This is a genomic window from Sandaracinus amylolyticus (assembly GCF_021631985.1).
GTDB lineage: Bacteria > Myxococcota_A > Polyangia > Polyangiales > Sandaracinaceae > Sandaracinus > Sandaracinus amylolyticus_A.
On record NZ_CP070225.1, the window covers coordinates 7,078,750 to 7,100,218 of the forward strand.

The 21,469-nt window shown below is 73.0% G+C and carries 19 protein-coding genes; 9 read left to right on the plus strand and 10 right to left on the minus strand.

Translation table 11 applies throughout. The features are described from left to right. Nucleotides 1-48: 48 nt before the first annotated feature. Nucleotides 49-1,359, minus strand: a complete 1,311-nt coding sequence (locus tag I5071_RS29990; RefSeq protein WP_236516682.1) for a carboxypeptidase-like regulatory domain-containing protein — start codon at nucleotides 1,357-1,359, stop codon at nucleotides 49-51. 176 nt (nucleotides 1,360-1,535) lie between these two features. Between I5071_RS29990 and I5071_RS29995 the strand changes: the two genes are divergently transcribed. Next, nucleotides 1,536-2,852 (plus strand): IS110 family transposase, encoded by a 1,317-nt coding sequence (locus I5071_RS29995; protein ID WP_236516683.1) that lies wholly within the window; start codon nucleotides 1,536-1,538, stop codon nucleotides 2,850-2,852. 36 nt (nucleotides 2,853-2,888) lie between these two features. Here the strand turns inward: I5071_RS29995 and I5071_RS30000 are convergent, their stop codons facing one another. The 6 genes from I5071_RS30000 to I5071_RS30025 form a co-directional block, all read right to left on the minus strand. After that, complete coding sequence (locus tag I5071_RS30000; protein ID WP_236516684.1) at nucleotides 2,889-3,608, minus strand: Crp/Fnr family transcriptional regulator; 720 nt, start codon at nucleotides 3,606-3,608, stop codon at nucleotides 2,889-2,891. Between the two features lie 59 nt (nucleotides 3,609-3,667). Beyond that, on the minus strand, nucleotides 3,668-4,630 hold the full coding sequence (locus I5071_RS30005) for a nitrate reductase associated protein (RefSeq protein WP_236516685.1): 963 nt from the start codon (nucleotides 4,628-4,630) through the stop codon (nucleotides 3,668-3,670). A 102-nt stretch (nucleotides 4,631-4,732) separates the two neighbouring features. Next, on the minus strand, nucleotides 4,733-5,944 hold the full coding sequence (locus tag I5071_RS30010) for a hypothetical protein (RefSeq protein ID WP_236516686.1): 1,212 nt from the start codon (nucleotides 5,942-5,944) through the stop codon (nucleotides 4,733-4,735). Between the two features lie 47 nt (nucleotides 5,945-5,991). Next, nucleotides 5,992-6,744, minus strand: coding sequence for a Crp/Fnr family transcriptional regulator (locus tag I5071_RS30015; RefSeq protein ID WP_236516687.1), 753 nt, complete (start codon nucleotides 6,742-6,744; stop codon nucleotides 5,992-5,994). Then, complete coding sequence (locus I5071_RS30020) at nucleotides 6,741-7,865, minus strand: hypothetical protein (protein WP_236516688.1); 1,125 nt, start codon at nucleotides 7,863-7,865, stop codon at nucleotides 6,741-6,743. Before I5071_RS30020 ends, I5071_RS30015 begins: the two co-directional genes overlap by 4 nt. Then, on the minus strand, nucleotides 7,862-8,173 hold the full coding sequence (locus tag I5071_RS30025) for a metal-sulfur cluster assembly factor (protein WP_236516689.1): 312 nt from the start codon (nucleotides 8,171-8,173) through the stop codon (nucleotides 7,862-7,864). Before I5071_RS30025 ends, I5071_RS30020 begins: the two co-directional genes overlap by 4 nt. Nucleotides 8,174-8,231: 58 nt before the next feature. Between I5071_RS30025 and I5071_RS30030 the strand changes: the two genes are divergently transcribed. After that, nucleotides 8,232-10,163: a GMC family oxidoreductase N-terminal domain-containing protein gene (locus I5071_RS30030; RefSeq protein ID WP_236516690.1), complete on the plus strand. Its 1,932-nt coding sequence runs from the start codon at nucleotides 8,232-8,234 to the stop codon at nucleotides 10,161-10,163. On the opposite strand, the gene I5071_RS30035 is transcribed toward I5071_RS30030, so the two are convergent. Then, a complete protein-coding gene (locus I5071_RS30035) occupies nucleotides 10,164-11,129 on the minus strand; it encodes a COX15/CtaA family protein (RefSeq protein ID WP_236516691.1) in 966 nt (321 codons plus the stop codon). 38 nt (nucleotides 11,130-11,167) lie between these two features. Here I5071_RS30035 and I5071_RS30040 point away from each other — a divergent pair, with 38 nt between their 5' ends. The 7 genes from I5071_RS30040 to I5071_RS30070 are packed head-to-tail and all read left to right on the plus strand — an operon-like array spanning nucleotide 11,168 to nucleotide 19,218. Next, nucleotides 11,168-12,865, plus strand: coding sequence for an AMP-binding protein (locus tag I5071_RS30040; RefSeq protein ID WP_236516692.1), 1,698 nt, complete (start codon nucleotides 11,168-11,170; stop codon nucleotides 12,863-12,865). After that, nucleotides 12,847-13,860 (plus strand): NAD-dependent epimerase/dehydratase family protein, encoded by a 1,014-nt coding sequence (locus I5071_RS30045; RefSeq protein ID WP_236516693.1) that lies wholly within the window; start codon nucleotides 12,847-12,849, stop codon nucleotides 13,858-13,860. Before I5071_RS30040 ends, I5071_RS30045 begins: the two co-directional genes overlap by 19 nt. Beyond that, nucleotides 13,857-14,147 (plus strand): acyl carrier protein, encoded by a 291-nt coding sequence (locus I5071_RS30050; RefSeq protein WP_236516694.1) that lies wholly within the window; start codon nucleotides 13,857-13,859, stop codon nucleotides 14,145-14,147. The genes I5071_RS30045 and I5071_RS30050 overlap by 4 nt, the downstream gene beginning before the upstream one ends. Beyond that, the gene (locus I5071_RS30055) at nucleotides 14,140-15,615 is read left to right on the plus strand and encodes an acyl-CoA dehydrogenase family protein (protein ID WP_236516695.1); all 1,476 of its coding nucleotides are present in this window, start codon (nucleotides 14,140-14,142) and stop codon (nucleotides 15,613-15,615) included. Before I5071_RS30050 ends, I5071_RS30055 begins: the two co-directional genes overlap by 8 nt. Continuing rightward, a complete protein-coding gene (locus I5071_RS30060) occupies nucleotides 15,612-16,910 on the plus strand; it encodes a B12-binding domain-containing radical SAM protein (protein ID WP_236516696.1) in 1,299 nt (432 codons plus the stop codon). Before I5071_RS30055 ends, I5071_RS30060 begins: the two co-directional genes overlap by 4 nt. A 53-nt stretch (nucleotides 16,911-16,963) precedes the next feature. Further along, nucleotides 16,964-18,538, plus strand: coding sequence for a GMC oxidoreductase (locus I5071_RS30065; protein ID WP_236516697.1), 1,575 nt, complete (start codon nucleotides 16,964-16,966; stop codon nucleotides 18,536-18,538). Then, nucleotides 18,535-19,218, plus strand: coding sequence for a hypothetical protein (locus I5071_RS30070; RefSeq protein WP_236516698.1), 684 nt, complete (start codon nucleotides 18,535-18,537; stop codon nucleotides 19,216-19,218). The genes I5071_RS30065 and I5071_RS30070 overlap by 4 nt, the downstream gene beginning before the upstream one ends. Before the next feature lie 175 nt (nucleotides 19,219-19,393). On the opposite strand, the gene I5071_RS30075 is transcribed toward I5071_RS30070, so the two are convergent. Both I5071_RS30075 and I5071_RS30080 read right to left on the minus strand, forming a co-directional pair. Next, nucleotides 19,394-20,644 (minus strand): radical SAM protein, encoded by a 1,251-nt coding sequence (locus I5071_RS30075; RefSeq protein ID WP_236516699.1) that lies wholly within the window; start codon nucleotides 20,642-20,644, stop codon nucleotides 19,394-19,396. A gap of 45 nt (nucleotides 20,645-20,689) precedes the next feature. Further along, nucleotides 20,690-21,451 carry a Crp/Fnr family transcriptional regulator gene (locus I5071_RS30080; protein WP_236516700.1) on the minus strand — a complete coding sequence of 254 codons (762 nt, stop codon included), beginning with the start codon at nucleotides 21,449-21,451 and terminating at the stop codon, nucleotides 20,690-20,692. Nucleotides 21,452-21,469: the final 18 nt, after the last annotated feature.

Consider the following 21,469-nt stretch of genomic DNA (forward strand, 5'->3'; position numbering starts at 1 on the left):
TCCCGCCGGTAGCGGACGGGAGCGCGCGCAGCGCGCGGATTGTTCGACTCAGCGGATCACGATCTCGCGCAGCGCGCGGCCGCGCGCATCGACGATTCGGTGCCCGGGGAGCCACACCGGCGCAGGCGAGCGGAACGCGATCGCGCGCGGTCGTCCCGGCTTCTCGCAGGGCGGCGCGAGGTCGTACGGGAAGCTGCGATCGGCGACCACGTAGCTCTCGATCACCGCGCGATCCGCGCCCGCGTTCGTGCACAGATATCCGTCGAGGAAGTCGACGAGCTCGGGGCCGTCCGCGCCGCGATCGCTCGCGCCGTCGACCAGCCATTCCGTGAGCACGCCGAACGATCGCGCGCGCTGCTGATCGACGTCGGACGACGCGACGTAGAGCCGCCACAGCGAGCTCGCGATGATCCACTCCGAGAGCGGCTGCGACATCGGACCGCCGGGATTCGCGACGTACTCGCCGCTTCGCGACAGCGCGCCGAGATCGAGCGCGAGCGAGATCTCGCCGCTGACGGTGTCGCCGTAGAACGGATCGCCGCGCACCGCCGACGCGAAGAACGAGGGCCAGCCCTCGTTCCACGCGAGCCGAGGATCGGTGTCCGCGCCCGCGTGCGGATTTCCGCCGACGATCTGGCTGAACGACACGACGTGCTGGAGGAAGTGCCCGAGCTCGTGCAGCAGCACCGGCACGTCGAACTCGTCGGTGTCGTCGGGGCCACCGAGGATCCACAGCTCGTCGCCGCTCGCGTACGACGTGCCGCCCGGCGTGACGCGGCCTCGCTCCCAGTGCGTCTCGAGCGGCGGGAACGGCGCATCGCGCTCGAACGCGACGCGCGCGTACTGGAGGCCCTCGCGCATCGTGTGCGCGATCGCGAGCGCACCGCCGAAGTCGACCTCGGCGACGTGCACGTCCCCGACCCCCGCCGAGACCGAGCCGCGGAACGCGTAGGTCGCGCCGTCGAAGTCGGTCACGTCGCTCGCGGGATCGGAGCTGGACGCGAGCACGCGCACCGCATCGCCGACCGCGTCGAACGCGAAGCGTCCGTCCTCGTCGGTCGTGGCGCGCGCGATCTCGCTCTCGCCATCGAGCAGCACGACCTCCACGCCCGGCGCCGGCGATGCGATCGCGGCGCCGAGGCCGCCGCGCGCGAACGGACGTCGATCGTACGTCACGCGCCCCGACACCCCGCTCGGCGCCGCGTCGATCGCGGGCTGCGCGTCGTCACGCGGCTGCGCCGCATCGACGCTGGGCTGCGCCGCGTCGTACCGGCCGGCGTCGCCTCCTCGTGGGCTCGCGTCGTCGCATCCGATCACCACGAGCCACGCCGAGAGGATCGCCCACGCCGTCCAACGCATCGCGCGATGCTCGCTCGCGCATCCCACGACGCGCAACGCTCATCGTGGACCCTGGTGCTCCTTCGACTTGACCGGGGCTTGTATCTAGTGCACCGGCCGATTGCCCGCCGTGGTAGGGCTGCCGGTCCAGCGGTTTCGGGAGAGGGTCGCCGCGTAGGGCTTGGGGCATCGTCCCCGTGACTGAGATTGGCGCCCTCGACCGAGTTTCTTTGCTCGAACGGTATCCAGAGGCGTGGCTCGTCCACCGTCCTCGCATGGACAAGCAAGGGCACGAAGCTCGGCTCCGAGGCTCCCGGGGACGCGAACACGAGCTCGAGAGGCACATGAGATTCGTCGGGATCGACATCGGTTCGGAGAAGCACGTCGTCGCGATCGTGGACGAGGCGGGCAAGGCACTGCGGAAGCCGACGCCGTTCTCCGAAGACGCGTCGGGCTACGAGCGACTGCGCTCGATGCTCGGTGAGCCCGCCGACGCGTTCATCGCGATGGAGGCGACGGGGCACTATTGGCAGAACCTCTTCGCGTTCCTGCATGCAGCAGGGTTTCAGGTCGCGCTGTTGAACCCGACGCGCACGTCGCGGTTTGCAGCCGAGGATCTGCGGCGCGCGAAGACCGACGCGCTCGACGCTCTGGGCATCGCACGCTTCGCGCAGCAGAAGAGACCTGCGGCGACCCCGATGCCCGATGAGGCCACGCTCGAGCTGCGTGAGCTGATCCGGCTTCGCGACCGCCTCGTGCAGGACCTCGGCGACCGCACGCGGCAACTGCACCGCGCGCTCGACCTCTGTTTTCCGGAGTTCACCGAGCACGTGCGCGACGTGGCTTCGGCCAAAGCGACCACGCTGCTCATCGCGAGTCCGACCGCCGAGGCCTTCCGTGCTGCCGACCCGAACGCGCTGGCGGAGCTGAAGTACGACGGCCGCCACGTCATCGGTGTCGAGCTCGCGCAAGCGCTCTGCGCGGCTGCGAAGACCTCCGTGGGCCGCCACCAGGGCACGGCGTACGAGCTTCAGATCCGCTACGCGTGCGAGGACATCGCGACGCTCCGAGCGCGGATCAAGAAGCTCGACGACGACATCGGCCAGAGCCTCGAGCGCCACGAGGTCGGCAAGCTGCTGACCACCATCGACGGCGTCGGCGACAACACCGCGGCGCGGATGATCGCCTCGATCGACTTCGACGCGTTCAAGAGCGCGGCCGCGCTCGCGGCGTACGTCGGCGTCGCCCCGATCGTGAGCCACTCAGGCAAGCGCCAGCCACTGCGAGGCCCCGCCTGCACGATGGGCGACGCCGACCTGCGCGCGAAGCTCTGGATGCCGACGCTGCGAGCGGTGACCCACAACCCGTGGCTCAAGGCGTTCTACGGGCGCCTGGTCGCGGCCGGAAAGCCGAAGAAGCTCGCGATCATCGCTGCGATGCGCAAGCTCCTCGGCGCGATGATCAGCGTCGCGCGCACCCGCACGCCCTTCGTGCCGAGGCTCGCGGCGGCCTGACGACCGCACTTCGAGCTTGCACGAGGTCACGGTATCTCAGTCCTCGTCGTCGAGGCTCGCGCCGCCGAGCGTCGCGCGCAGCTCGTCGATGGAGCGGATCGCGAACCCTTCCTTGCTCGTCGCGACCAGCCCTTCCTTGTGCCACTGCGAGAAGATGCGGATCACGGTCTCCACGCGCGCGCCGACGTAGGTCGCGACGTGCGCGCGAGAGAGCGCGAGCGGGACGTAGGTCTTGCCGTCGATCCCCTCGTCCCCGAAGCGCTCGGCGAGGTCGAGCATGAACGCGGCGACACGACGCTGGACCGTGCCCGCTGCGAGCACGTCGATCTTCGCGTGCAGCAGCACGCAGTGCTCGAGCAGCGCGCGGTTGATCGCGAGCGCGAGGCGCACGTCGGTCTGCACCAGCTCGAGGATCGGCGCAGACGCGACGCGCAGCACCTCGAGCGACGGAGTCGCGGCGTACGCGTCCGCGATGAACGCGCGGCGCTCGAGCGTCACCGGGATCGCGGGGCTCTCGCCCGGGCCGAAGAGCGCGATCAGCGTCGACTCGTGGCTCGTCGGAGCACGCTGCAGCTCGAGCACGCCGCGCAACACGACGTGGAAGTGCTCGGCGGGCGCGCCGCGCCGCCACAAGCACTCACCCTGATGCAGGCGATGCACGTCGGCGTGAGGGACCAGCGTCGCGAGCAGCTCGGGGTCGAGCGAGCGGAACAGACGCGACGTGGAGAGCGTGCGGAGGAGCGATTCACGCTGCACGAGGGACCTCGGAGGAACCATGGGTCATCTCGCAGGGCACGCAAAGCGCGGGACGCGCCTCATCCGAGCACGGCGCGCACGACCTCGTCGAGGCGCGACGGATCACCACGCCGCGACGCGCTCTTCATCCCGTGCACCAGCGCGAAGCGCTCGAGCGCGCGCAGCGTGGGCCATCGTGCCCCGAGCCGGGCGCCGATCGCGTCGCGCAACGCCGCGGGCGGCGCTGCGGCATCGAGCTCGGGCACCGCGTCGATCTCGCGGGTCGCGGTGCCCGCGAGGATCGTGCGCACGGCGCCGACGTCGACGACCTCGCGCGCGCCCTCGGTGACCATCGCGCGACGCGCATCGAGCTCGAGCGCGCGCCACGTCTCGAGCGAGAGATGAAGGCCGGCGCGATCGAGCGCGCGCCGCGCCGCGAGCGGGACGAGCTCGAGCCGCACGTCGATGCCCTCGAAGCCCCACACGTTCGCGGGCACGTCGAGCACCTCGGGCGTGTTGGCGTTCACGAGCTCTTCCTCTCGCACGTCCACCTCGATCGTCTCCTCGGGCGTCGCGAGATCGTGCAGGGAGCGCCGTCCCTCCGCGATGCGCGCGGCGATGCGCCCCACCAGCGCACGCCGGTACACGGCGACCAGCGGCTCTCCCTTCGCGCGCACCACGAGCGCCTCGGGCGCGCGCTCGGCCGCGGCGATCACCGACGCGATCGTCGACGCACGCACCCGCGGGAGATCTCCCGGCAGCACGATCACATCACCGAGCCGCTCGAGCGCGGTGAGGACCCCGCCGGCCGGACCGTGCCCTTCGTGCGCGTCGTCGATCTGCGCATCACCGCGCGTCGCGACGTCGGGATCGCACGCGCCCACGAGCGTCACCGCGCGCCCGGTCGACTCGCGGAGCGCCGCGATCGCGCGGTCGACGAGCCACCCCGCATCGAGCGGCTCGCGCAGCTTGTCGCGGCCGAAGCGGGCACTGCGTCCACCCACGAGCACGATCGGGTGCAGGAGATCTCGCGGCATCGCCATGCCCGCGATCCTGCCTCGGCGCACCGGCTCGGTGCGAGCGGGATCGACGGCTTTGCACCGGCGCAAACCTCGCGCCTCGCGCGTTGCAGCCGTGCAACCCCCTCAGATCGCGCGCGGCCTCGCGACGCTCGCGACGAGCGCGCTGGTCGCGACGATCGCCATGCCCACCGCGCCCGCGGTCGCGACTCCGATCGTCCAGGCACCGCCCCAGGCGGCGGGCCACACCTCGGAGAGCGGCACGAGGGTCGCCAGCAGCACGATCACCGCGGCCTGCAGCACGCCACGGGCGGGCACGGCGCGCGGGCCGATCACACGACGCGCGACGAGCACGATCGTCAGGGTCACGAGCCCGAGCAGCAGCGCGTGGAGATAGAGCAGCCGCAGCCCGGCCATCGAGGTCCACGCGATCCACGGCGTCGCGCTCGCGACCACGCGCGCGACCGCCGCGATCGCGCCCATCGCGAGCGGCACCGCGAGCTCCTTCGCGCGCGGCGCGCGCGCCAGCCGCACGATCTCCGAGAGCAACGCGCCGCCCCACACGAGCCCTGCGCCCGCCGAGACCCAGCGCAGCGCATCGGGCACCACGCCGCGCGGCACCGCGAGACCGAACGCGAGCGTGCTCGCGAGCGCGATCGCCAGCGTCACGCGCGGCCGCGCGCGCTCGATGCCCAGCGCGTCGTAGGCGAGCCCCAGCGCGGCGAGCACGAGCCATCCCTCCGAGAACGGATCGAGGAAGAGGTGCATGCCGATCGCGGTCCCGCGCTCGACGTCGAGGCCGAGCGGGCGCAGCAGCGCGAGGCTCCACGCGCCGGCGCTCGAGACGACCAGCGTGACGAGCGCGAGATCCCAGGACGCGAGCGCGGCGTTGCGGGTCATCCCGCGCGTCTCGCGCACGTAGCGCGCGACGAACGCGTACCACGCGATCATGTTGAGCCCGGCGACGATCACCGAGAGCGGCACCCGTGCATCGCCGATCACCGCGGGCGCGTAGCCGAAGCGCAGGAAGAGCGGATGGCTCGCGACGCCGAGCGTGAGCGTCGCGCCGATCACGTGGCCCATCGCGCGCGACATGCGCGCGCCGCGCATCGCCGCGGTCCGCGCCGCGACGAGCAGCATGATCGCGGGCGTCACCCAGCCGAAGAACATCAGGTGCGAGTGCGCGTGCCGCACGTTCACCAGCGAGATCCCGTGCGCCCAGCCCCACGACGTCGTGCCGCGGAAGAGCACGCCGGTGAGCGCCGCGATCGCGAAGCAGACGAGGGCGGCCCACCAGAACCGCACCAACTCCCGCGGGCTCGTCGACGTCGCGCGCATGGGTCCGCTCGCGAGCCAGGTAGACACGTCCGCGCGGCGCGCCACCGTCAGGAGGACGCGGCGTGCGCAGCGTCGCGCGTCGTGCCCGCGAGCAGCGCGCGGAGCTCGTCGGTCGAGCGGATCACGAAGCCGTCCTTGGTCGTCGCGACGAGCCCGTCGCGCTGCCACTGCGAGAACGTGCGGATCACCGTCTCGACGCGCGCGCCGACGTAGGTCGCGACGTGCGCGCGAGAGAGCGCGAGCGGCACGTAGGTCTTGCCGTCGAGCCCCTCGTCGCCGAAGCGCTCGACGAGGTCGAGCATGAACGCGGCGACCCGACGGTGGACGGCGCCCGCCGCGAGCACGTCGATCTTCGCGTGGAGCAGCGCGCAGTGATCGAGGAGCGCGCGGTTCGTCGCGAGCGCGAGGTGCACCTCGCTCTGCACGAGCTCGAGGATCGGCGCGGCGCGGACCCGGAGGATCTCGAGCGACGCGGTCGCCGCGAACGCGTCGGCGACGAAGGAACGGCGCTCGAGGGTCGCCGGGATCGCAGGGCTCTCGCCCGGTCCGAAGAGCGCGATCAGCGTGGAATCCGGGCCGTTCGCCGCGCGCTGGAGCTCGAGCACGCCGCGCAGCACGACGTGGAAGTGCTCGGCCGGCGTGCCGCGCCGCCACAGACACTCGCCCTGCTGAAGGCGATGCAGGCTGGCGTGCGGGACGATCGTCGCGAGCAGCGACGCGTCGAGCGTGCGGAAGAGACGCGACGTCGCGAGGGTGCGCAGGAGGACGTCGCGCTGCACGTGCACCTCGAAGCTCGTCATGGAGATCGCTCCGTCGCGGCACCGAGAGAAAGCCCGTCGCGATCGGCCGCGCGGGCACGACGGTGCGCGAGGAGGGACACGACGATCGTCGACGCGAAGACGACGAGCGCGAGCGCGCTCGCGAGCGCGCCGAGGCCGCGGAGGCTCGGCTCGCCGAGCAGGTCTCCCGCGACGCGGGTCGCGGTGGCTCCGTGCAGCAGCACGAGCGGCACGTAGAGGAAGGGCGGCGGCGCGAGCCGCACCTTCAGGACCGCGCCGAGCACGATCGGCGCGTGCGCGAGCACCATGCCCAGCACGAACCCCGCGTAGATCGCGTGGAGCGCCGCGTCGTAGCGGAGCCCCGCGAGATCGCCGCCCGCGAGCACCACGAGCGGCGCCGCGATCACGAGCCAGGGATGACCGAGCGCGAGCGCGGTCTTCAGGTAGGGCGGCGTGCCGGGAGCGCGCACCCGCAGCACCGCATCGTGCGCGAGGAGCCACAGGCCCATCGCCGCGAGCCCCGCGCCGCGCGCCCACGCACCGAGCCCGGGCTCGATCACCGCGCTCGCGGAGCCGACAACGAGCAGCGCGACCGCAGCGGCGAGCGTCGCGGTGCGCCCGCGCCGCGGCGGGAGCAGGCGCGTCATCTCGAGCCGCTCGCCGACGATCGTGAGCACGAGGAACGCCGACCACCCGAGCGATGCGTCGGCGATGGTGCGGCCCGCGAGCCACGCGACGTTGCCGAGCGCCCACGCGAGCGCGCCGAGCGTGAGCATCGCGAGATCGAGCGAGGGCGAGCGCGCGAGGAGCCACCCGTGGAGCACGAGCGCGGCGAGGCCCGATGCGGTCGCCAGCACCGGCGCGATCGGCGCGCCGAGCACCATCGCGACGCCCGATGCCGCGGCGAGGACCGGCGGGACCAGCGCGGCGAGGTGCCCGACCGCGACCGCGCGCTCGAGCCCGATCAACGTGCCGAAGAACCCGACCGCGAGCAGCGGCCCGTGCGCCATGATCGCGCTCGCAGGCAGGGGCACGCCCCACCCTGCGCGCACCAGCCCGGCGAGCACGCCGGACACCAGCGCGAGCGCGGCGCACGCGGCGATCGGAGCGCGCAGCGCGAGCGGGATCGCGCGCGCGCTCACGACCAACCCAGTGCGCGGCGCGCGCCATCGCTCATGCGCGCCGGGCTCCACGCGAGCGCCGAGGCGCGCACCTCGATCGCGTCGCGCGGGAACGCATCGCGGAGCGCCTGCAGCGCGTCCTCGTGGATCGTCTCGCGCATCGGGCACGCGGGCGTGGTCGCGAGGAGCTCGACCGAGAGCATGCCGTGATCGCGCGCGATCGCGCCGACGAGGCCCAGGTCGACGATCGAGAGACCGAGCTCGGGATCGAGCACGGGCCGGAGCGCGTCGTGGACCCGCTCGAGCTCGCTCCCTCCCGTGTTGCGCATGGCGGGCAGGTACACACCGCGCGCGCGGCGCCATGATCTGGATCACCTCGCGCCGCGATTGCGCGAGATCAATCGGTGGGCGCACGACGATCCGCATGACGAGGTCGTGATCGATCCCACCGCACGCACCACGCTCGCGTTGCTCGAGGCGCTCTTCCCGGGAGGGCGGAGGGTGCCCGGTGCCGACGAGGCGACGCTCGAGCACGTGCGCGTGTTGGTCGGCGAGCACGCAGGTCCGCTCGGCGATCTCGCGCTGCGCGGCGCCGTCGCGGCGCTCGACGTGCTCGCGCGCGCGCGCCACGCGCGGGGCTTCGCCGACCTCGATCGCGCGTCGCAGCGATCGCTCGTCGACGCGTGGAGCGGATCACGATCGCCCGCCGGCGTGATCGCGCGCGCGCTCGCGAGCGTCACCGGCCTCGCGCACCTCGATCGTTCGAGCGTGCGCGCGTGTGTCGGCCCGGCGCGCGAGCGTCCGGTGATCGACGAGCGCCCGCCGCGCGGGATCTCGGACGCCAGCGAGTGGCCGGATCTCGAGCCGATCGACTGCGACGTGGTCGTGGTCGGGACCGGCGCGGGTGGCGCGGCGCTGGGCACGACGCTCGCGCGCCGCGGGCTCGCCGTGGTGTTCGTCGAAGAAGGAACGTGGCGGCCGCGTCGTGCGCTCGGCGGGCCCGCGCTCGACGCGCATCGCCGCCTCTACGCGCCGACCGCATGGGCGATCGGCAACGTGCGCGTGCCGATCTTCAGCGGGCGCACGCTCGGCGGCTCGACCGCGATCAACACCGGCTCGTGCTTCCGCGCGCCGCGATGGGCCCATGCGCGATGGGCGGAGCTCGCAGGATCGAGCGAGCTCGAGCTCGAGCAGCTCGCGCCCTACTACGACGACGCGGAGCGCGCCCTCGGTGTCGCGCCGTGCTCGCGCGCGCTCGCGGGCCCGATCGCCGACGTGATCGCGCGCGGATGCGACGCACTGAGCGCATCGCACGGGCCGGTCGCGCGCAACGCGCCGGACTGCGAGGCCGGTGGGTTCTGCGACTTCGGCTGCGCCCGGGGCGCGCGTCGCTCGACCGACGTCTCGTTCCTGCCGAGCGCGCTCGCGCGCGGCGCGCTGGTGCTGACCGCTGCGCGCGCGGAGCGGGTGATCCTCGAAGGACGCCACGCGCGCGGGCTCGTGGTGCGTGATCGCGCGGGGCGCGAGATCGTGATCCGAGCGCGCGCAGTGGTGCTCGCCGCCGGCGCGCTGCGCACGCCACGCTTGCTCGCGCGCATCGATCGACTGCGCCGCATGCGCGCGCTCGGCGCGCACCTCCGCATCCAGCCGAGCGCGGGGATCGCGGGCGTGCTCTCGGAGCGCATCGAGCCGTTCCGTCACGTCCCGCAGGGCTGGGCCTCCGACGACCTGATCGGTCGAGGGATCATGGTGCTCGCGGCGCAGCCCGATCCGAGCCTGGCCGCGTCGGTGCTCGGGAGCGCCGGCGGCGCGCTCACCGAGGCGATGGACGCGATCGATCACACCGCGTTCCTCGGCGTGCTCGCGGCGGACCTCGAGTCGGAAGGACGCCTGCGGCTCGACGCGCCGGGTGGTCATCCGATCGCGTCCTACGTGCTCGCGCGCGACGATCGTGTGCGGCTCGCGCGCGGTGTGGCGCGGGCGGGCGAGATCCTCCGCGCCGCCGGTGCGAAGCGGATCGTTCCACTGGTGGAACGATCGCGGGTGCTCGACGGAGCGCGCGCGTGGCGCGCCTACGAGCAGGGCGCGCTCTGGGACGACCCGCTGCGGCTCGTGAGCTTCCATCCGATGGGCACGTGCCGCATGGCGAGCGATCCCTCGCTCGGCGTGATCGATCTCGATCATCACGTGTGGGGCCTCGAGGATCTCTTCGTGGTCGACGCGAGCGCGATCCCGGGACCGCTCGGAGTGAACCCCCAGGTCGCGATCGTGGCGATGGCGCTGCGCGCGGCCGAGTGCGTGGAGCGCGACCTGTCGTGATCACGAGCTCACGAGGGCGCGCGCGACGAACGCGTGCCCGGGCGCGGCGCCGGCGAGGTCGCGGGTGCGCGCGAGCAGGTGCACGAGCCCGATCACGACGAGCTCGCCCAGCACGAGATGGCTCGCCACGATCGCGAGGCGCGGGCCGAGCGCGACGGTGAGCAGCCCGAGCGCGACCTGCGCCGGCGCGGCGAGCGCGAGCGCGAGGCCGATCACGGGCCCGCGCTCGCGCGACACCAGGACGCCGACCCGCATCACCAGCACGAGCGCGACGATCCCCAGCGCGCGATGCGCGAGGTGGATCACCCCCAGCGCGTGCGAGGGCGCGAGCGTCCCGTCGCAGGCGAGCAGGTCGCGCCCGCACGCCATGCTCGCGCCGAGGTGACGCACCGCCGCGCCGAGCAGCACCTGCGCGACGACGATCACGAGCGCGCTGCGGATCGCATCCCGGGTGCGCCGCGCGATCGGAGCTCTCGGGCCGCGCTCCCGCGTCGCGATCCATGCGAGCAGCGCGCACAGCGTGGTCGCGCCCGCGAGATGCAGCACCGACACGAGGGGCGGCAGGCGAAGCAGCACGGTGATCGCGCCGAGCAACGCCTGCACGACCACGAGCCCTGCGGCGACGATCGCGAGGTGTCGCTGCGAGCGCGACGCGCGGGCCGCGACCCACGGGAGCGCGAGCACGCCGATCATCACCGCGAGCGCGAGCAGGCGGTGCGAGTGCTCGTACAGGATCCCGCCTTCCATCGGCGGCATCACCTCGCCGTGGCAGAGCGGCCAGTCGGGGCACGCGAGCGACGAGCCCGTGGTGTGCACGACCCCGCCCAGCGCGACGAGCGCGAGCGAGAGGACGAGGACGAGCGTGGTGAGCACGCGGAGACGTTCGGAGCTCGGCACGCGCCCCGTCATGCCCGCCGCGCGCGCCGCGTGGTTGCGCGAGATCAAGCGGCCCGGATTGCGCCGCATCAACCAGGTCGCGGCCGGCGCGTGGCTCGCTCGGGGCGATGCGGAACGCCTTCTCCGACTCGGGCGCACCACGCGACCTCACGCTCGTCGAGGCCCTCGTCGAGGCCGCGGGGATCGACGCGCCGTTCGCGACGTTCCACGGCTCGGGCCCGCCGCGACGCTTCGACGCGCGCGCCGCGCTCGCGAGCGCGCTGCGATGGGCATCCGCGCTGCGCGACGTCGGCGTGCAGGCGCGCGAGCCCGTCGCGATCGTGCTGCCGACGTCGGAGGACTTCGTCGGCGCGTTCTTCGGTGCGACCTGGATCGGCGCGGTGCCGCTCCCGCTCGCGACGCCGATGACGTTCGGGGGCGCCGAGCGCTACCTCGAGCACGCACGCACCATCCTCGCGCACGCCGGAGCGCGCGTGCTCGTGGGCTCACCGCGGGTCGTCGAGGCCGCCGCGGAGACGTCTCTCGCGACGATGCTCAGCGCGTCGCTCACCCCGAGCGAGATCCCCGCGACGCCGCGCCACTTCGCGTGCTCGCCGCTCGTCGAACCTTCGCATCCCGCGCTCCTGCAGTACACGTCGGGCACCACCGGGCGCCCGAAGGGCGTCGTCGTCTCGCATCGTGCCGCGGTCGCGAACGCCCGCGCGATCGTGCACGCGCTGCGCCTCTCGCACGACGACGTCGGCGTCAGCTGGCTGCCGCTCTATCACGACATGGGCCTCGTCGGCGCGATGCTCACCGCGATCGTCTGCCCGTACGCGCTGCACCTGCTGCCCACCGAGGGCTTCGTGATGCGGCCGCGGAGGTGGCTCGAGCTGATGTCCGACACCGGCGCGACGATCTCGGTCGCGCCGAACTTCGCGTACGAGATGGTCGCGCGGCGCGCCGACGCGGAAGGGCTCGACCTCTCGCGCTGGCGCGCGGCGCTCGACGGCTCCGAGCCGGTGCACGCGCGCACGCTGCGGCGCTTCGAGGATCGCTTCACGGGCGCGGGGTTCCGCGCGAGCGCGTTCTGTCCGGTGTACGGCCTCGCCGAGGCCACGCTCGCGGTGACCGCGGTCGCGCCGGGAGATGGCGCGCACGTCCTGCGCGTCGATCGCGATGCGCTCGCGGGAGGGCTCGCGCTGCGCAGCGAGCGCGAGGACGCGCGCGAGCTCGTGGGCGTCGGCGTGCCGGTACTCGGCACGTCGGTCGAGATCGTCGGCGACGACGGACGCGCGCTGCCCGAGGGTCACGTGGGCGAGATCGCGGTGCACGGCGCGTCGCTGATGAGCGGCTATCACCGCGACGACGACGCGACCGCGCGCGCGCTCGGTGAAGGTCGCCTGCGCACCGGGGATCTCGGCTTCGTGCTCGGCGGCGAGCTCTACGTCTCGGGCCGCTCGCGCGCGCTGATCATCCAGGGCGGGCGCAACGTGCATCCCGAGGACGTCGAGCGCATCGCGATCGACGCCGACGAACGCGTGCACGCCGCGGCCGCGCTCGCGATCCCGAGCGAGGAGACCGGCACCGACGCGCTGGTCGTGGTGCTCGAGGCGCGCGGCCTCGACGCGGCGGGCAAGACGGCGCTCACCGCGCGGGTGCGCGGCGAGCTCCTCGCGCTCGCGGGCGTGCGCGCCGATCGTGTGGTGATCGGCCCGATCGGCACGATCCCGCGCACCTCGAGCGGCAAGCTTCGGCGCGGCGAGTGCGCGCGCCTCCTCGTCGACGCTCAACAGGAGGACGGTGGATGCGACGCGCCCTCGTGATCGGAGGAACCGGCTTCGTCGGGCTCAACCTCGTCGACGCGCTGCTCGCGCGCGGCGTAGCGGTGCGGGTGACGCGCCGCGCGCGGAGCTTCACGGTGCTGGTGCGTCGGCGCCCGGTCGAGCTCGTCCCCGCGGCGCTCGACGATCACACCGCGCTCGTCGACGCGATGCGCGGATGCGACGCGGTGTTCGTCGCGGGCGCGCACTATCCGCGCTACTCGCTCCATCGCGATCGCGAGGTCGCGACCGGCGTCGCGCAGATCGCCGCGCTCGGCCGCGCCGCGCTCGAGGCCGGCGGACCGCGCGTCGTGTATCTGTCGAGCACCGGCGCGATCGGCGATGCACCACCCGGTCGCGCGGCGGACGAGCGCGACGTGCCCGACGAAGCGCCGCGCGAGAGCGTCTATCGCGCGGTGAAGTGGTCGATGGAGCGCGAGCTCGAGCGATGGCAGGCGCGCGGGCTCGACGCGATCACGCTCGCGCCCGGAGGATGCCTCGGGCCGCACGACGTGCGCGCCGGCACCGGCGGCCTGCTCGTCGGCATCGTCGCGGGGACGCTGCCGTGGTGGACCGATGGAATCGTGAGCTTGGTCGACGTCGGCGACGTCGCCGAGAGCGCGGTGCAAGCGGCGCTGCATCCCGCGCCGTCGCGGCGCTACTGCCTCGTCGCCCACAACGTCCGCCTCGGCGCGCTGCTCGCGCGCGTCGCCGCGCGCTACGGCGGACGCGTGCCCGGCCCGTCGATCGGCGCCGACGACGCACGACGTCGCGCCGACGCCGAAGAAGCCGCCGCCGCGCGCTGGCGCAAGCGCGTCCCGTTCCCGCGCGAGCTCGTCGATCTCGTCGTCGCGGGCCGTCCGATCTCGTCGGCGCGCGCGATGGACGAGCTCGGCACGCGCTTCCGCCCGCTCGAAGAGACGCTCGATCGCGCGTGGGCGTGGTTCGCGCGTCATCGCTACCTGCCCACGCTGCGCACCACCGAAGGAGCCGCATGACACACCGAGGCGACGCTCTCACCACCAAGGAACGACGCACGCTCACGATCGCGCTGCTCGCCGAGATCCTCGAAGCGGATCCGGCCACGCTGCGCCCGCACGATCGACTGCGCGACGACCTCGGGCTCGACTCGCTGCAGAGCCTCGAGCTGCTCTCGCGCCTCGCCGAGGAGCTGCGCATCGATCTCCCGATGGAGGACGCGCTCGCGCTCCGCACCGTCGAGGACGCGTGCTGCTTCGTGGAGACCACGTGGAGCACGCAGAGCGCGGAGCGTGCGCGTGGGTGACACGTCGCTCGACACGATGCTCGCGACGACCCGGCGCTTCCTCGCCGCCGAGGTCGACGCGCGTGCCCACGATCGCGCGGGGTGCATGCCCGAGCGCGTGCTCGAGGGCGCGCGTGCGCTGGGCCTCTTCGGCCTCTCGATCCCCGAACGATGGGGCGGCCTCGGCCTCTCGCTGCGCGAGGTCGCGGCGATCGTCGCCGAGGTCGCGCGTGCCGATCGATCCCTCGCGACGACGGTCGGCCTGCACGCCGGGCTCGGCACACGCGCCCTGATCGATCTCGCCCCCGAGCCGCTGCAGGCGCGATGGCTCCCGATGCTCGCGCGCGGGACACGCCTCGCGTCGTTCGCCGCGACCGAGCCCGGCGCAGGATCGGATCTCGCGTCGGTGCGCACCACCGTGCGTCGCACGCGCAGCGGGCTCTGCGTCGACGGAGAGAAGGCGTACGTCACGAACGCCGGGCTCGCGGGCGTGCTCACCGTGCTCGTGCGCGACGCCGATGCGACGGGCCGACCGAGCGCGCTCGTGCTGGTCCCGCGCGACACCCACGGCGTCGAGATCGGGCGCGAGGAGCGCAAGATGGGCCTGCGCGCGTCGTCGACGTGCACCGTGCGCTTCGACGGCGCGATCGTGCCCGCCGATCATCGCCTCAGCGCGCGTGGGCTCGAGGACGCGCATCGCACGCTCGCGTGGGGTCGCGTGCTGCTCTCCGCGGGATGCCTGGGCACGGTGCGCATCGCGCTCGAGCGCACGCTCGCGCACGCGTCGGAGCGCAGGCAGTTCGGGCGCGCGCTGATCGAGCTCGGATCGGTGCGGCACCACGTCGCGTCGATCGCGACCGCCGAGGCCACGATCTCGGCGCTGCTCGATCGCGCCTGCGCGCACGACGCCGATCTCCCGATGCACGCCGGCGCGCTCAAGGTGCTCGCGAGCGAGCTCGCCTGCGAAGCGTGCGATCGCGCGGTGCAGGTCCACGGCGCCCTCGGCTTCCTCGAAGATCCCGGGGTCGCGCTGCTCTCGCGCGACTGTCGCGTCACCCGGATCTTCGAGGGCGCGAACGACGTGCTGCTCGTGCGCCACGGCACCGCGGTGCTCGCCGGCCATCGCCTGCCGCGCGCGCACCACGATGGCGCGCTCGGCGGACAGCTCGACGCGCTCGCGTCGCGGCTCGACGACGCGGTGTTCGCCGCGCGCCGTCTCCACGGCGTCGTCGCCATCCGACACCAGACGATGCTGCAGGCGCTCGCGCGCGCCGATCTCTGGTTGCACGCCGCGAGCGCGACCCTCGACGCGGCATCGAGCGGCGATGCGACGCGCGCCTCGGTGCTCGCGCTCGGCGCCCGCCGCGCCCTCGATCGCGCCGGACGCGCGCTCGATCGCGCCGAGCAGAGCGAGCTCTACGAGGGGTACGAGGACGACATCGTCGAGGCGCTCTCGCGCGAGCCGACGCGGGTGGGAGCGTGCGCATGAGACGCCTGCGCTTCGTGTACCCGCGCTTCCGCAGGCACGCCGACGTGCACCCCGAGCTGCGCGACGCGGTGCCGTGCAACGAGTACTTCGGCCCGCCTTCGCTCGGCATCGCGTGCCTCGCCGCGATCACACCGGGCGAGTGGGAGATCGAGTTCCGCGACGATCGCGTCGAGGACGTCGGCCTCGACGATCCGCCCGACCTCGTCGCGATCTCGTGCTTCACGCCTGCAGGCGTGCGCGGGATGCAGCTCGCCGACGCGTTCCGCGCCGCGGGCGCCCAGGTCGTGATGGGCGGCGTCTTCCCGACGACGCGTCCCGACGAAGCAGGCGCGCACTGCGACGCGGTGGTGATCGGCGAGGGCGAGGCCGTGTGGCCCGAGGTCCTGCGCGACGCAGCCGCCGGCACGCTGCGCCCTCGCTATCGCGCGAGCACGAGCGCCGCGCTCGACGCGCTGCCGCTGCCGCGCATCGATCTCTACGTCGCGAAGGAGAACGATCGCTACCGCCCCGACGACTATCCGGTGCAGCTCTCGCGCGGGTGCATGCTCACCCGCTCCGCGTGCGCGATCCCCGCGAGCATGGGGCGCCGCATCCGCTGCTACGACGGCGATCACGTGCGCGGCCAGATCGCCCAGCTCGAGCGGCACGGCAAGCTCGCCTCGCTCACCGAGGACACGTCGTTCTTCCCGGGCTCGCCGCAGCAGCGCGCGTTCTCGGATCTGCTCGACGTCGCGATCGCTCGGGGCGTCGAGGTCGGCGTGAGCTACGTGGGGATCTCGATGCCGATGATCCTCGCGCAGTCGCCGCAATTCTTCGCGCGCCTCCGCGCCGGTGGAGTTCGCATGTTCTATCTGGTCGGCGGCTTCGATCCGATCACGCGCGGCGCGTTCACCGGGCGCGATCCGAAGAACCGGCGTCGTGCCGTCGACGCGCTGCGACGCTGTCACGACGAGGGCATCGAGCCCTACACGTCCTTCCTCGTCGGCAACGAGGACGACGACGAGGGCACCTTCGATCGCATGCTCGAGCTCGCCGACGAGGTCGCGCTCGCGAAGGCGGAGTTCGCGATCCGCACGCCCTACCCCGGCACGCCCGACTTCGAAGCGCTCTTCCGCGCGGGGCGCCTGCTGCACACCGACTGGTCTCGATACAACGACGCCGACGTCGTGTTCCGCCCCGCGAAGATGAGCCCCGAGCGGCTCCTCGAGGGCTATCTCCAGCTCTGGCGCGACTTCTATCGCCCGCGGCAGTCGCTCGCGTCGCTCGGTCATCGCGAGCGCACCATCCAGTTCTGATCGCGTGAGCGATGTCGCGTCGCCTCGCGCACGCGCGTGCACGTGGGGCCGCCGTGGAACATCCGCTCCTGCGCAACATGGGTCGCCGGCGCTTCGTCGGGACCTCGAGCGCCGCCCTCGCCGGGCTCTTCGCCGGCGCGTGCGGCGCGCCCACGCCCACCGTGATCGAAGAGTCCGGCGCGCTGATCGTCGGCTCGGGGTTCGGCGGATCGATCGCCGCGCTCCGCCTCGCCGAAGCGGGCATCCCATCGCTCGTGCTCGAGCGCGGTCGACGATGGGAGATCACCGAGGCGGGCGACACGTTCTGCTCGCTGCGCCGTCCCGATCGACGCGCCGCGTGGATGAGCGAGCGCACGCACATCGGGCTCGTGCGAGGCGGGCTCGTCCCCTACGCGGGTCTCGTCGAGCGCATCGACGCGAACGCGCTCGCGGTGATGGCCGCAGCGGGCGTCGGCGGAGGCTCGCTCGTCTACGGCGGCATCTTCATGCGGGTGCCGCGCGCGATCTTCCATCGCGCGATGCCCGAGTGGATCTCGTACGACGAGATGGACTCGACCTGGTACCCGAAGGTGCACGCGGTCATGCCGGCGCGGCCGATCCCCGACGACGTGCTCGCGAGCGACGCGTACCGCGGCATGCGCGTGTTCCTCGATCACGCCGAGCGCGCCGGGCTCGCGCCGTTCCGCGTCGACAACGCGGTGGACTGGGATCTCGTGCGCGCCGAGCTGCGTGGCGAGATCCCGCCCGAGGCGACGGTCGGCGACTACATCTACGGCCTCAACAGCGGCGCGAAGATCTCCCTCGATCGCACCTACCTCGCGCGCGCCGAGGCGACCGGCCTCTGTCAGGTGCGCGCGCTGCACCAGGTGCGGCGGATCGCGCGCGATCCCGATGGTCGCTACGTCGCCGAGGTCGAGCGCATCGACGAGGACGGCGTCGTGCTCGAGCAGCTCCGCGTGCGCGCGCCGGCGCTGGTGCTCGCCGCGGGATCGACCGGCACCACGCGGCTGCTCCTGCGTGCGCGCGCCGAGGGTGCGCTGCCGATGCTCTCCGACGAGGTCGGTCGTGGCTGGGGCAACAACGGGCAGAGCCTCACGGTGCGCGGCCGCTTCGAGGAGGACGTCGGCGCATGGCAGGGCGGGCCCGCCTGCATCTTCGTGCACGACCTCGACAACCCCATCGGTCCGGTGACGATCGAGCACGCGCCCGCGGCGTTCGGCGGCGAGTGCCACTGCATGATCCAGCCCTCGTCGGGCGTGTGCGACGAGCTCGCGAGCGCGAGCTGGGATCCGCAGAGCGATCGCATCGTGATCGACTGGCACCCCGAGTACGCGCGCACCGCGCGCGCTGCCGCGCAGGACACGATCCGCAGGCTGAACGAGGCGAGCGGAGCCGTGGTCGAAGAGCGCCTCGGCGTGACCGACGGCAGCACGTTCCATCCGCTCGGCGGGTGCGTGATCGGACGCGCGACCGATCGCTTCGGGCGCGTGCACGGCTATCCCGGCCTCTACGTGCTCGATGGATCGCTGATCCCGGGATCGACCCCGGGCGCGAACCCGTGCTTCACGATCGCGGCGCTCGCCGAGCGCAACGTCGACACGATCGTGCGCGAGGACTTCGGCGCATGAGGCGCGCGCTGCCGCTCGCGGTGCTGCTCGGCTGCGCGATCGACCCTCCCGCCGGCGCGTGCGACACCGAGACCTGGATCCCGGCGGACGCGCCGCTCGCGATCCCGATGCGCGCGCGCGGCGCGATCACGTGGCAGGCGGGCTCCGGCGAGACGATCACGATCGCAGGAACGCTGGCGCGCGCCGACGAAGCGAACGCGACCACCACCCTGCTCCTCGACACCGCGGACGGCGAGCTCGAGCTCGAGATCGCGCTGCCGCGCGAGCGCCTCGGCGTCCTGCCGATCGGAGCAGCGGTCGAAGCGCGCCTCGGCCCCGGGATCGTGCTCGCCGGGGACGACGGGAGAATCCTGACCGCGGTCATTTCTCATCGCGGCGCGACCGACGCAGTCGCAGCGAACGTCACGTTCCGACAGAGCTACGCGGAGTGCGTCGCGCGCGTCGAAGCACCGTCGTGCACCCGCGCGATGGCGACCCCGCTCGTCGACGTGGTCACCGGCGCGTCGATCGTGCGGCTGCCGCCGGGCGCGACCTGGCGCATCCCCGACGACGAGGATCCCAGCGCCGAGATCGAGATCGTCCGCAGCGTGCGCGCCCCGACGAGCGACGAGCTGAGCGAGACGCTCTGCGCGGAGCAGCCGGCGCACGAGCTCGCTGCGATCGTGCGCCGACTGCGGTGAGTCCTTGCAGGAGTGCTCGTCCCGCAGGTCCCGGACGGGAGCGCGCGAAGCGCGCGGACGGTAGGGACCGGCGGGCGAGCCGATGGGTTGCCGGAGTGCGCGTCCCGCAGGCCCCGGATGGGAGCGCGCGGACGGTAGGGACGGCGGGCGAGCGGATTTCGACCGACCTCGAGTGTCACTGCACGACGGGGAGCGTCACGTGCGGACAGCCGCTCTTCTTCGGCACCGCATTCACCCACTGCCCGTAATTGCGCTGCTCCTCGAGACGACACGACCACACGAGCTTTCCGTCGTGCACCGTCATGTCGGGACAGCCGTCGCACATGTTCGCGCGCCCGTCCTCGAGCACGTCGATCGGCTGGATCACGAGCACCGACTGCAGATGCTGCGTCTCGAGCGCATACCGCGGGCGCGCCGCGACCGCCCCGAGCCAATTCCGCGCCGCGCTGCGCACGCCACCGTCGAACAGCGCAGTCCCCATCACCGTGCGTCCGACCGAGAGCGTCCAGTCCGGCGCGTAGCTCAGATATCGACCACTGACGACGTGATATCCCGCTTGCGCGAGCTCCATGAATTTCGGCCCGACGTATCCGTGCACGCGCCCCGGCGACCCCACGCGCAGCGCGACGAGCCATTTCAGCGAGTCCGGCTTCTCGGTGCCGTTGAGGTACGCGCACGGCGTGAACTCGGGCTCGCGCTCGCGGATCACCCCGACGACTTCGCGCGCGTCGATGTCGGTACGTCGCTCGGGGCGCTCGGTCTCCGCATAGACGATCTCGCCCATGTCGACCTTGCGCGCGCCAGCGTAGTAGTCGAAGTCGTCGAGCTTCGCCGCGCGGAACAGGATGAACACGACGGTGTGCACCTTGCCGATGTTCCGGCCCGCCCATGCGAGCACGTCCGGCACCTCGTGCAGCGTCTCCTCGTAGACCGTGGAGTTGAACGCGCAGGCGAGCCCGCCGACCGACGCGACGAGATCGACGTACTCCTGACGCAGCTCGTTCGTCTCCTTCTCGGTCTTGCCGCGCCATCCGGGACGGCCCTGTCGCGAGTCGACGTGGAACGTGATCCCGACGAGGCCCGCGCGCTTGAGCTCGACGAGCATCTCGCGCGTGATCGCCTTGCCGTTCGTGTTCACGATCGCCTTGCGGCCCATCGCGCGCACACGCCGGATGATCGCGGGCAGGTCCGGGTGCAGCAGCGGGTCACCGCCGGCGATCGAGACCCCGTCGAAGTTGCGGAGCGCGGCGAACGTGTCGAGGTCGCGCTGCACTTCGTCGATCGTGCGGTGCGACTTCACGTTCTCGCGATAGCAGCCGTCGCACGCGAGGTTGCATTGTTGCGTGGGCTCCAGCCACGCGATCGGGTTGTCGGAGAGGCTCCACGGGAGCCGGTACAGCGAGCGATGATCGATTCGTGCGTGCATCGCGGGTCGACTACCAGTCGTTCCCCCGCGTGCTCTTGCGCTCGATCAAGCCGCGAGCGCGAGCCCGTCGTGGTCGAGGATCTCGAGACCGTCGCGATCGCGACGCACCAGCCCGCGTCGCTCGAGCTCGCCGAGCACGCGACAGAAGCTCTCGTGCCGCACCCCCGCGAGCCGCGCGAGGTCGCGCTGCTGCAGCCCGTGGGGCAGGCGCTCCTTGCGGCGCGGCGGTGCCATCGTGTCGGCGATCGCCGCGAGCAGCGTCGCGACGCGCCGCTCGGCGGTGCTCTGCGCGCGCGCGAACGCGAGCCGCTCCATCCGCTCGAGCGCCTGGCCCATCCCCGTGATCACGTCGCGCGCGTGCGCCGGATCGTGCGCGAGGAAGTGCTCCGCGACGTCTCGCGGGCAGAGGCACACCATGAGATCGGTCGCGGCGTAGCCGAGATCGCGCGGCTCGCCGCCGCTCGGCATCGCCACGTAGGCGCCGGGGCCCGCGCAGTCGATCGCCGCGGTCTCGCCGCTCGCGTCGCCGCGCACCCGCACCAATACGCCGCGCCGCACGAGCACGAACGCGTGGCGCTCGGCCCACGCGGGCGGGAGCGGCGCGCGCGCGGTGAGCGTGGAGCGCACGAACGCGCACGCGGCGCTCGCCACCGACCCGCGCGCACCGTACGAGTCGCGCTCGCTCACCGCGGGCACGAGCGACTCGAAGCACCCGATGCGGGTCGCAGGACAGTCGACGCACGGCGCACCGTGGCCGGATCGCGGGGCCTCGGGCTCGGTCTCCGGCAGGTTGCGCGGTGGCGTCATCTCGATCCTCCCGTTCAG

What these genes read in the sequence shown, in the direction of transcription:
- I5071_RS29990 (WP_236516682.1), bottom strand. Translation starts at nt 1,359, where the DNA reads ATGCGTTGGACGGCGTGGGCGATCCTCTCGGCGTGGCTCGTGGTGATC.
- I5071_RS30005 (WP_236516685.1), bottom strand. Translation starts at nt 4,630, where the DNA reads ATGGCGATGCCGCGAGATCTCCTGCACCCGATCGTGCTCGTGGGTGGA.
- I5071_RS30010 (WP_236516686.1), bottom strand. Translation starts at nt 5,944, where the DNA reads ATGCGCGCGACGTCGACGAGCCCGCGGGAGTTGGTGCGGTTCTGGTGG.
- I5071_RS30015 (WP_236516687.1), bottom strand. Translation starts at nt 6,744, where the DNA reads ATGACGAGCTTCGAGGTGCACGTGCAGCGCGACGTCCTCCTGCGCACC.
- I5071_RS30025 (WP_236516689.1), bottom strand. Translation starts at nt 8,173, where the DNA reads ATGCGCAACACGGGAGGGAGCGAGCTCGAGCGGGTCCACGACGCGCTC.
- I5071_RS30035 (WP_236516691.1), bottom strand. Translation starts at nt 11,129, where the DNA reads ATGCGGCGCAATCCGGGCCGCTTGATCTCGCGCAACCACGCGGCGCGC.
- I5071_RS30040 (WP_236516692.1), top strand. Translation starts at nt 11,168, where the DNA reads ATGCGGAACGCCTTCTCCGACTCGGGCGCACCACGCGACCTCACGCTC.
- I5071_RS30045 (WP_236516693.1), top strand. Translation starts at nt 12,847, where the DNA reads ATGCGACGCGCCCTCGTGATCGGAGGAACCGGCTTCGTCGGGCTCAAC.
- I5071_RS30050 (WP_236516694.1), top strand. Translation starts at nt 13,857, where the DNA reads ATGACACACCGAGGCGACGCTCTCACCACCAAGGAACGACGCACGCTC.
- I5071_RS30060 (WP_236516696.1), top strand. Translation starts at nt 15,612, where the DNA reads ATGAGACGCCTGCGCTTCGTGTACCCGCGCTTCCGCAGGCACGCCGAC.
- I5071_RS30070 (WP_236516698.1), top strand. Translation starts at nt 18,535, where the DNA reads ATGAGGCGCGCGCTGCCGCTCGCGGTGCTGCTCGGCTGCGCGATCGAC.
- I5071_RS30075 (WP_236516699.1), bottom strand. Translation starts at nt 20,644, where the DNA reads ATGCACGCACGAATCGATCATCGCTCGCTGTACCGGCTCCCGTGGAGC.
- I5071_RS30080 (WP_236516700.1), bottom strand. Translation starts at nt 21,451, where the DNA reads ATGACGCCACCGCGCAACCTGCCGGAGACCGAGCCCGAGGCCCCGCGA.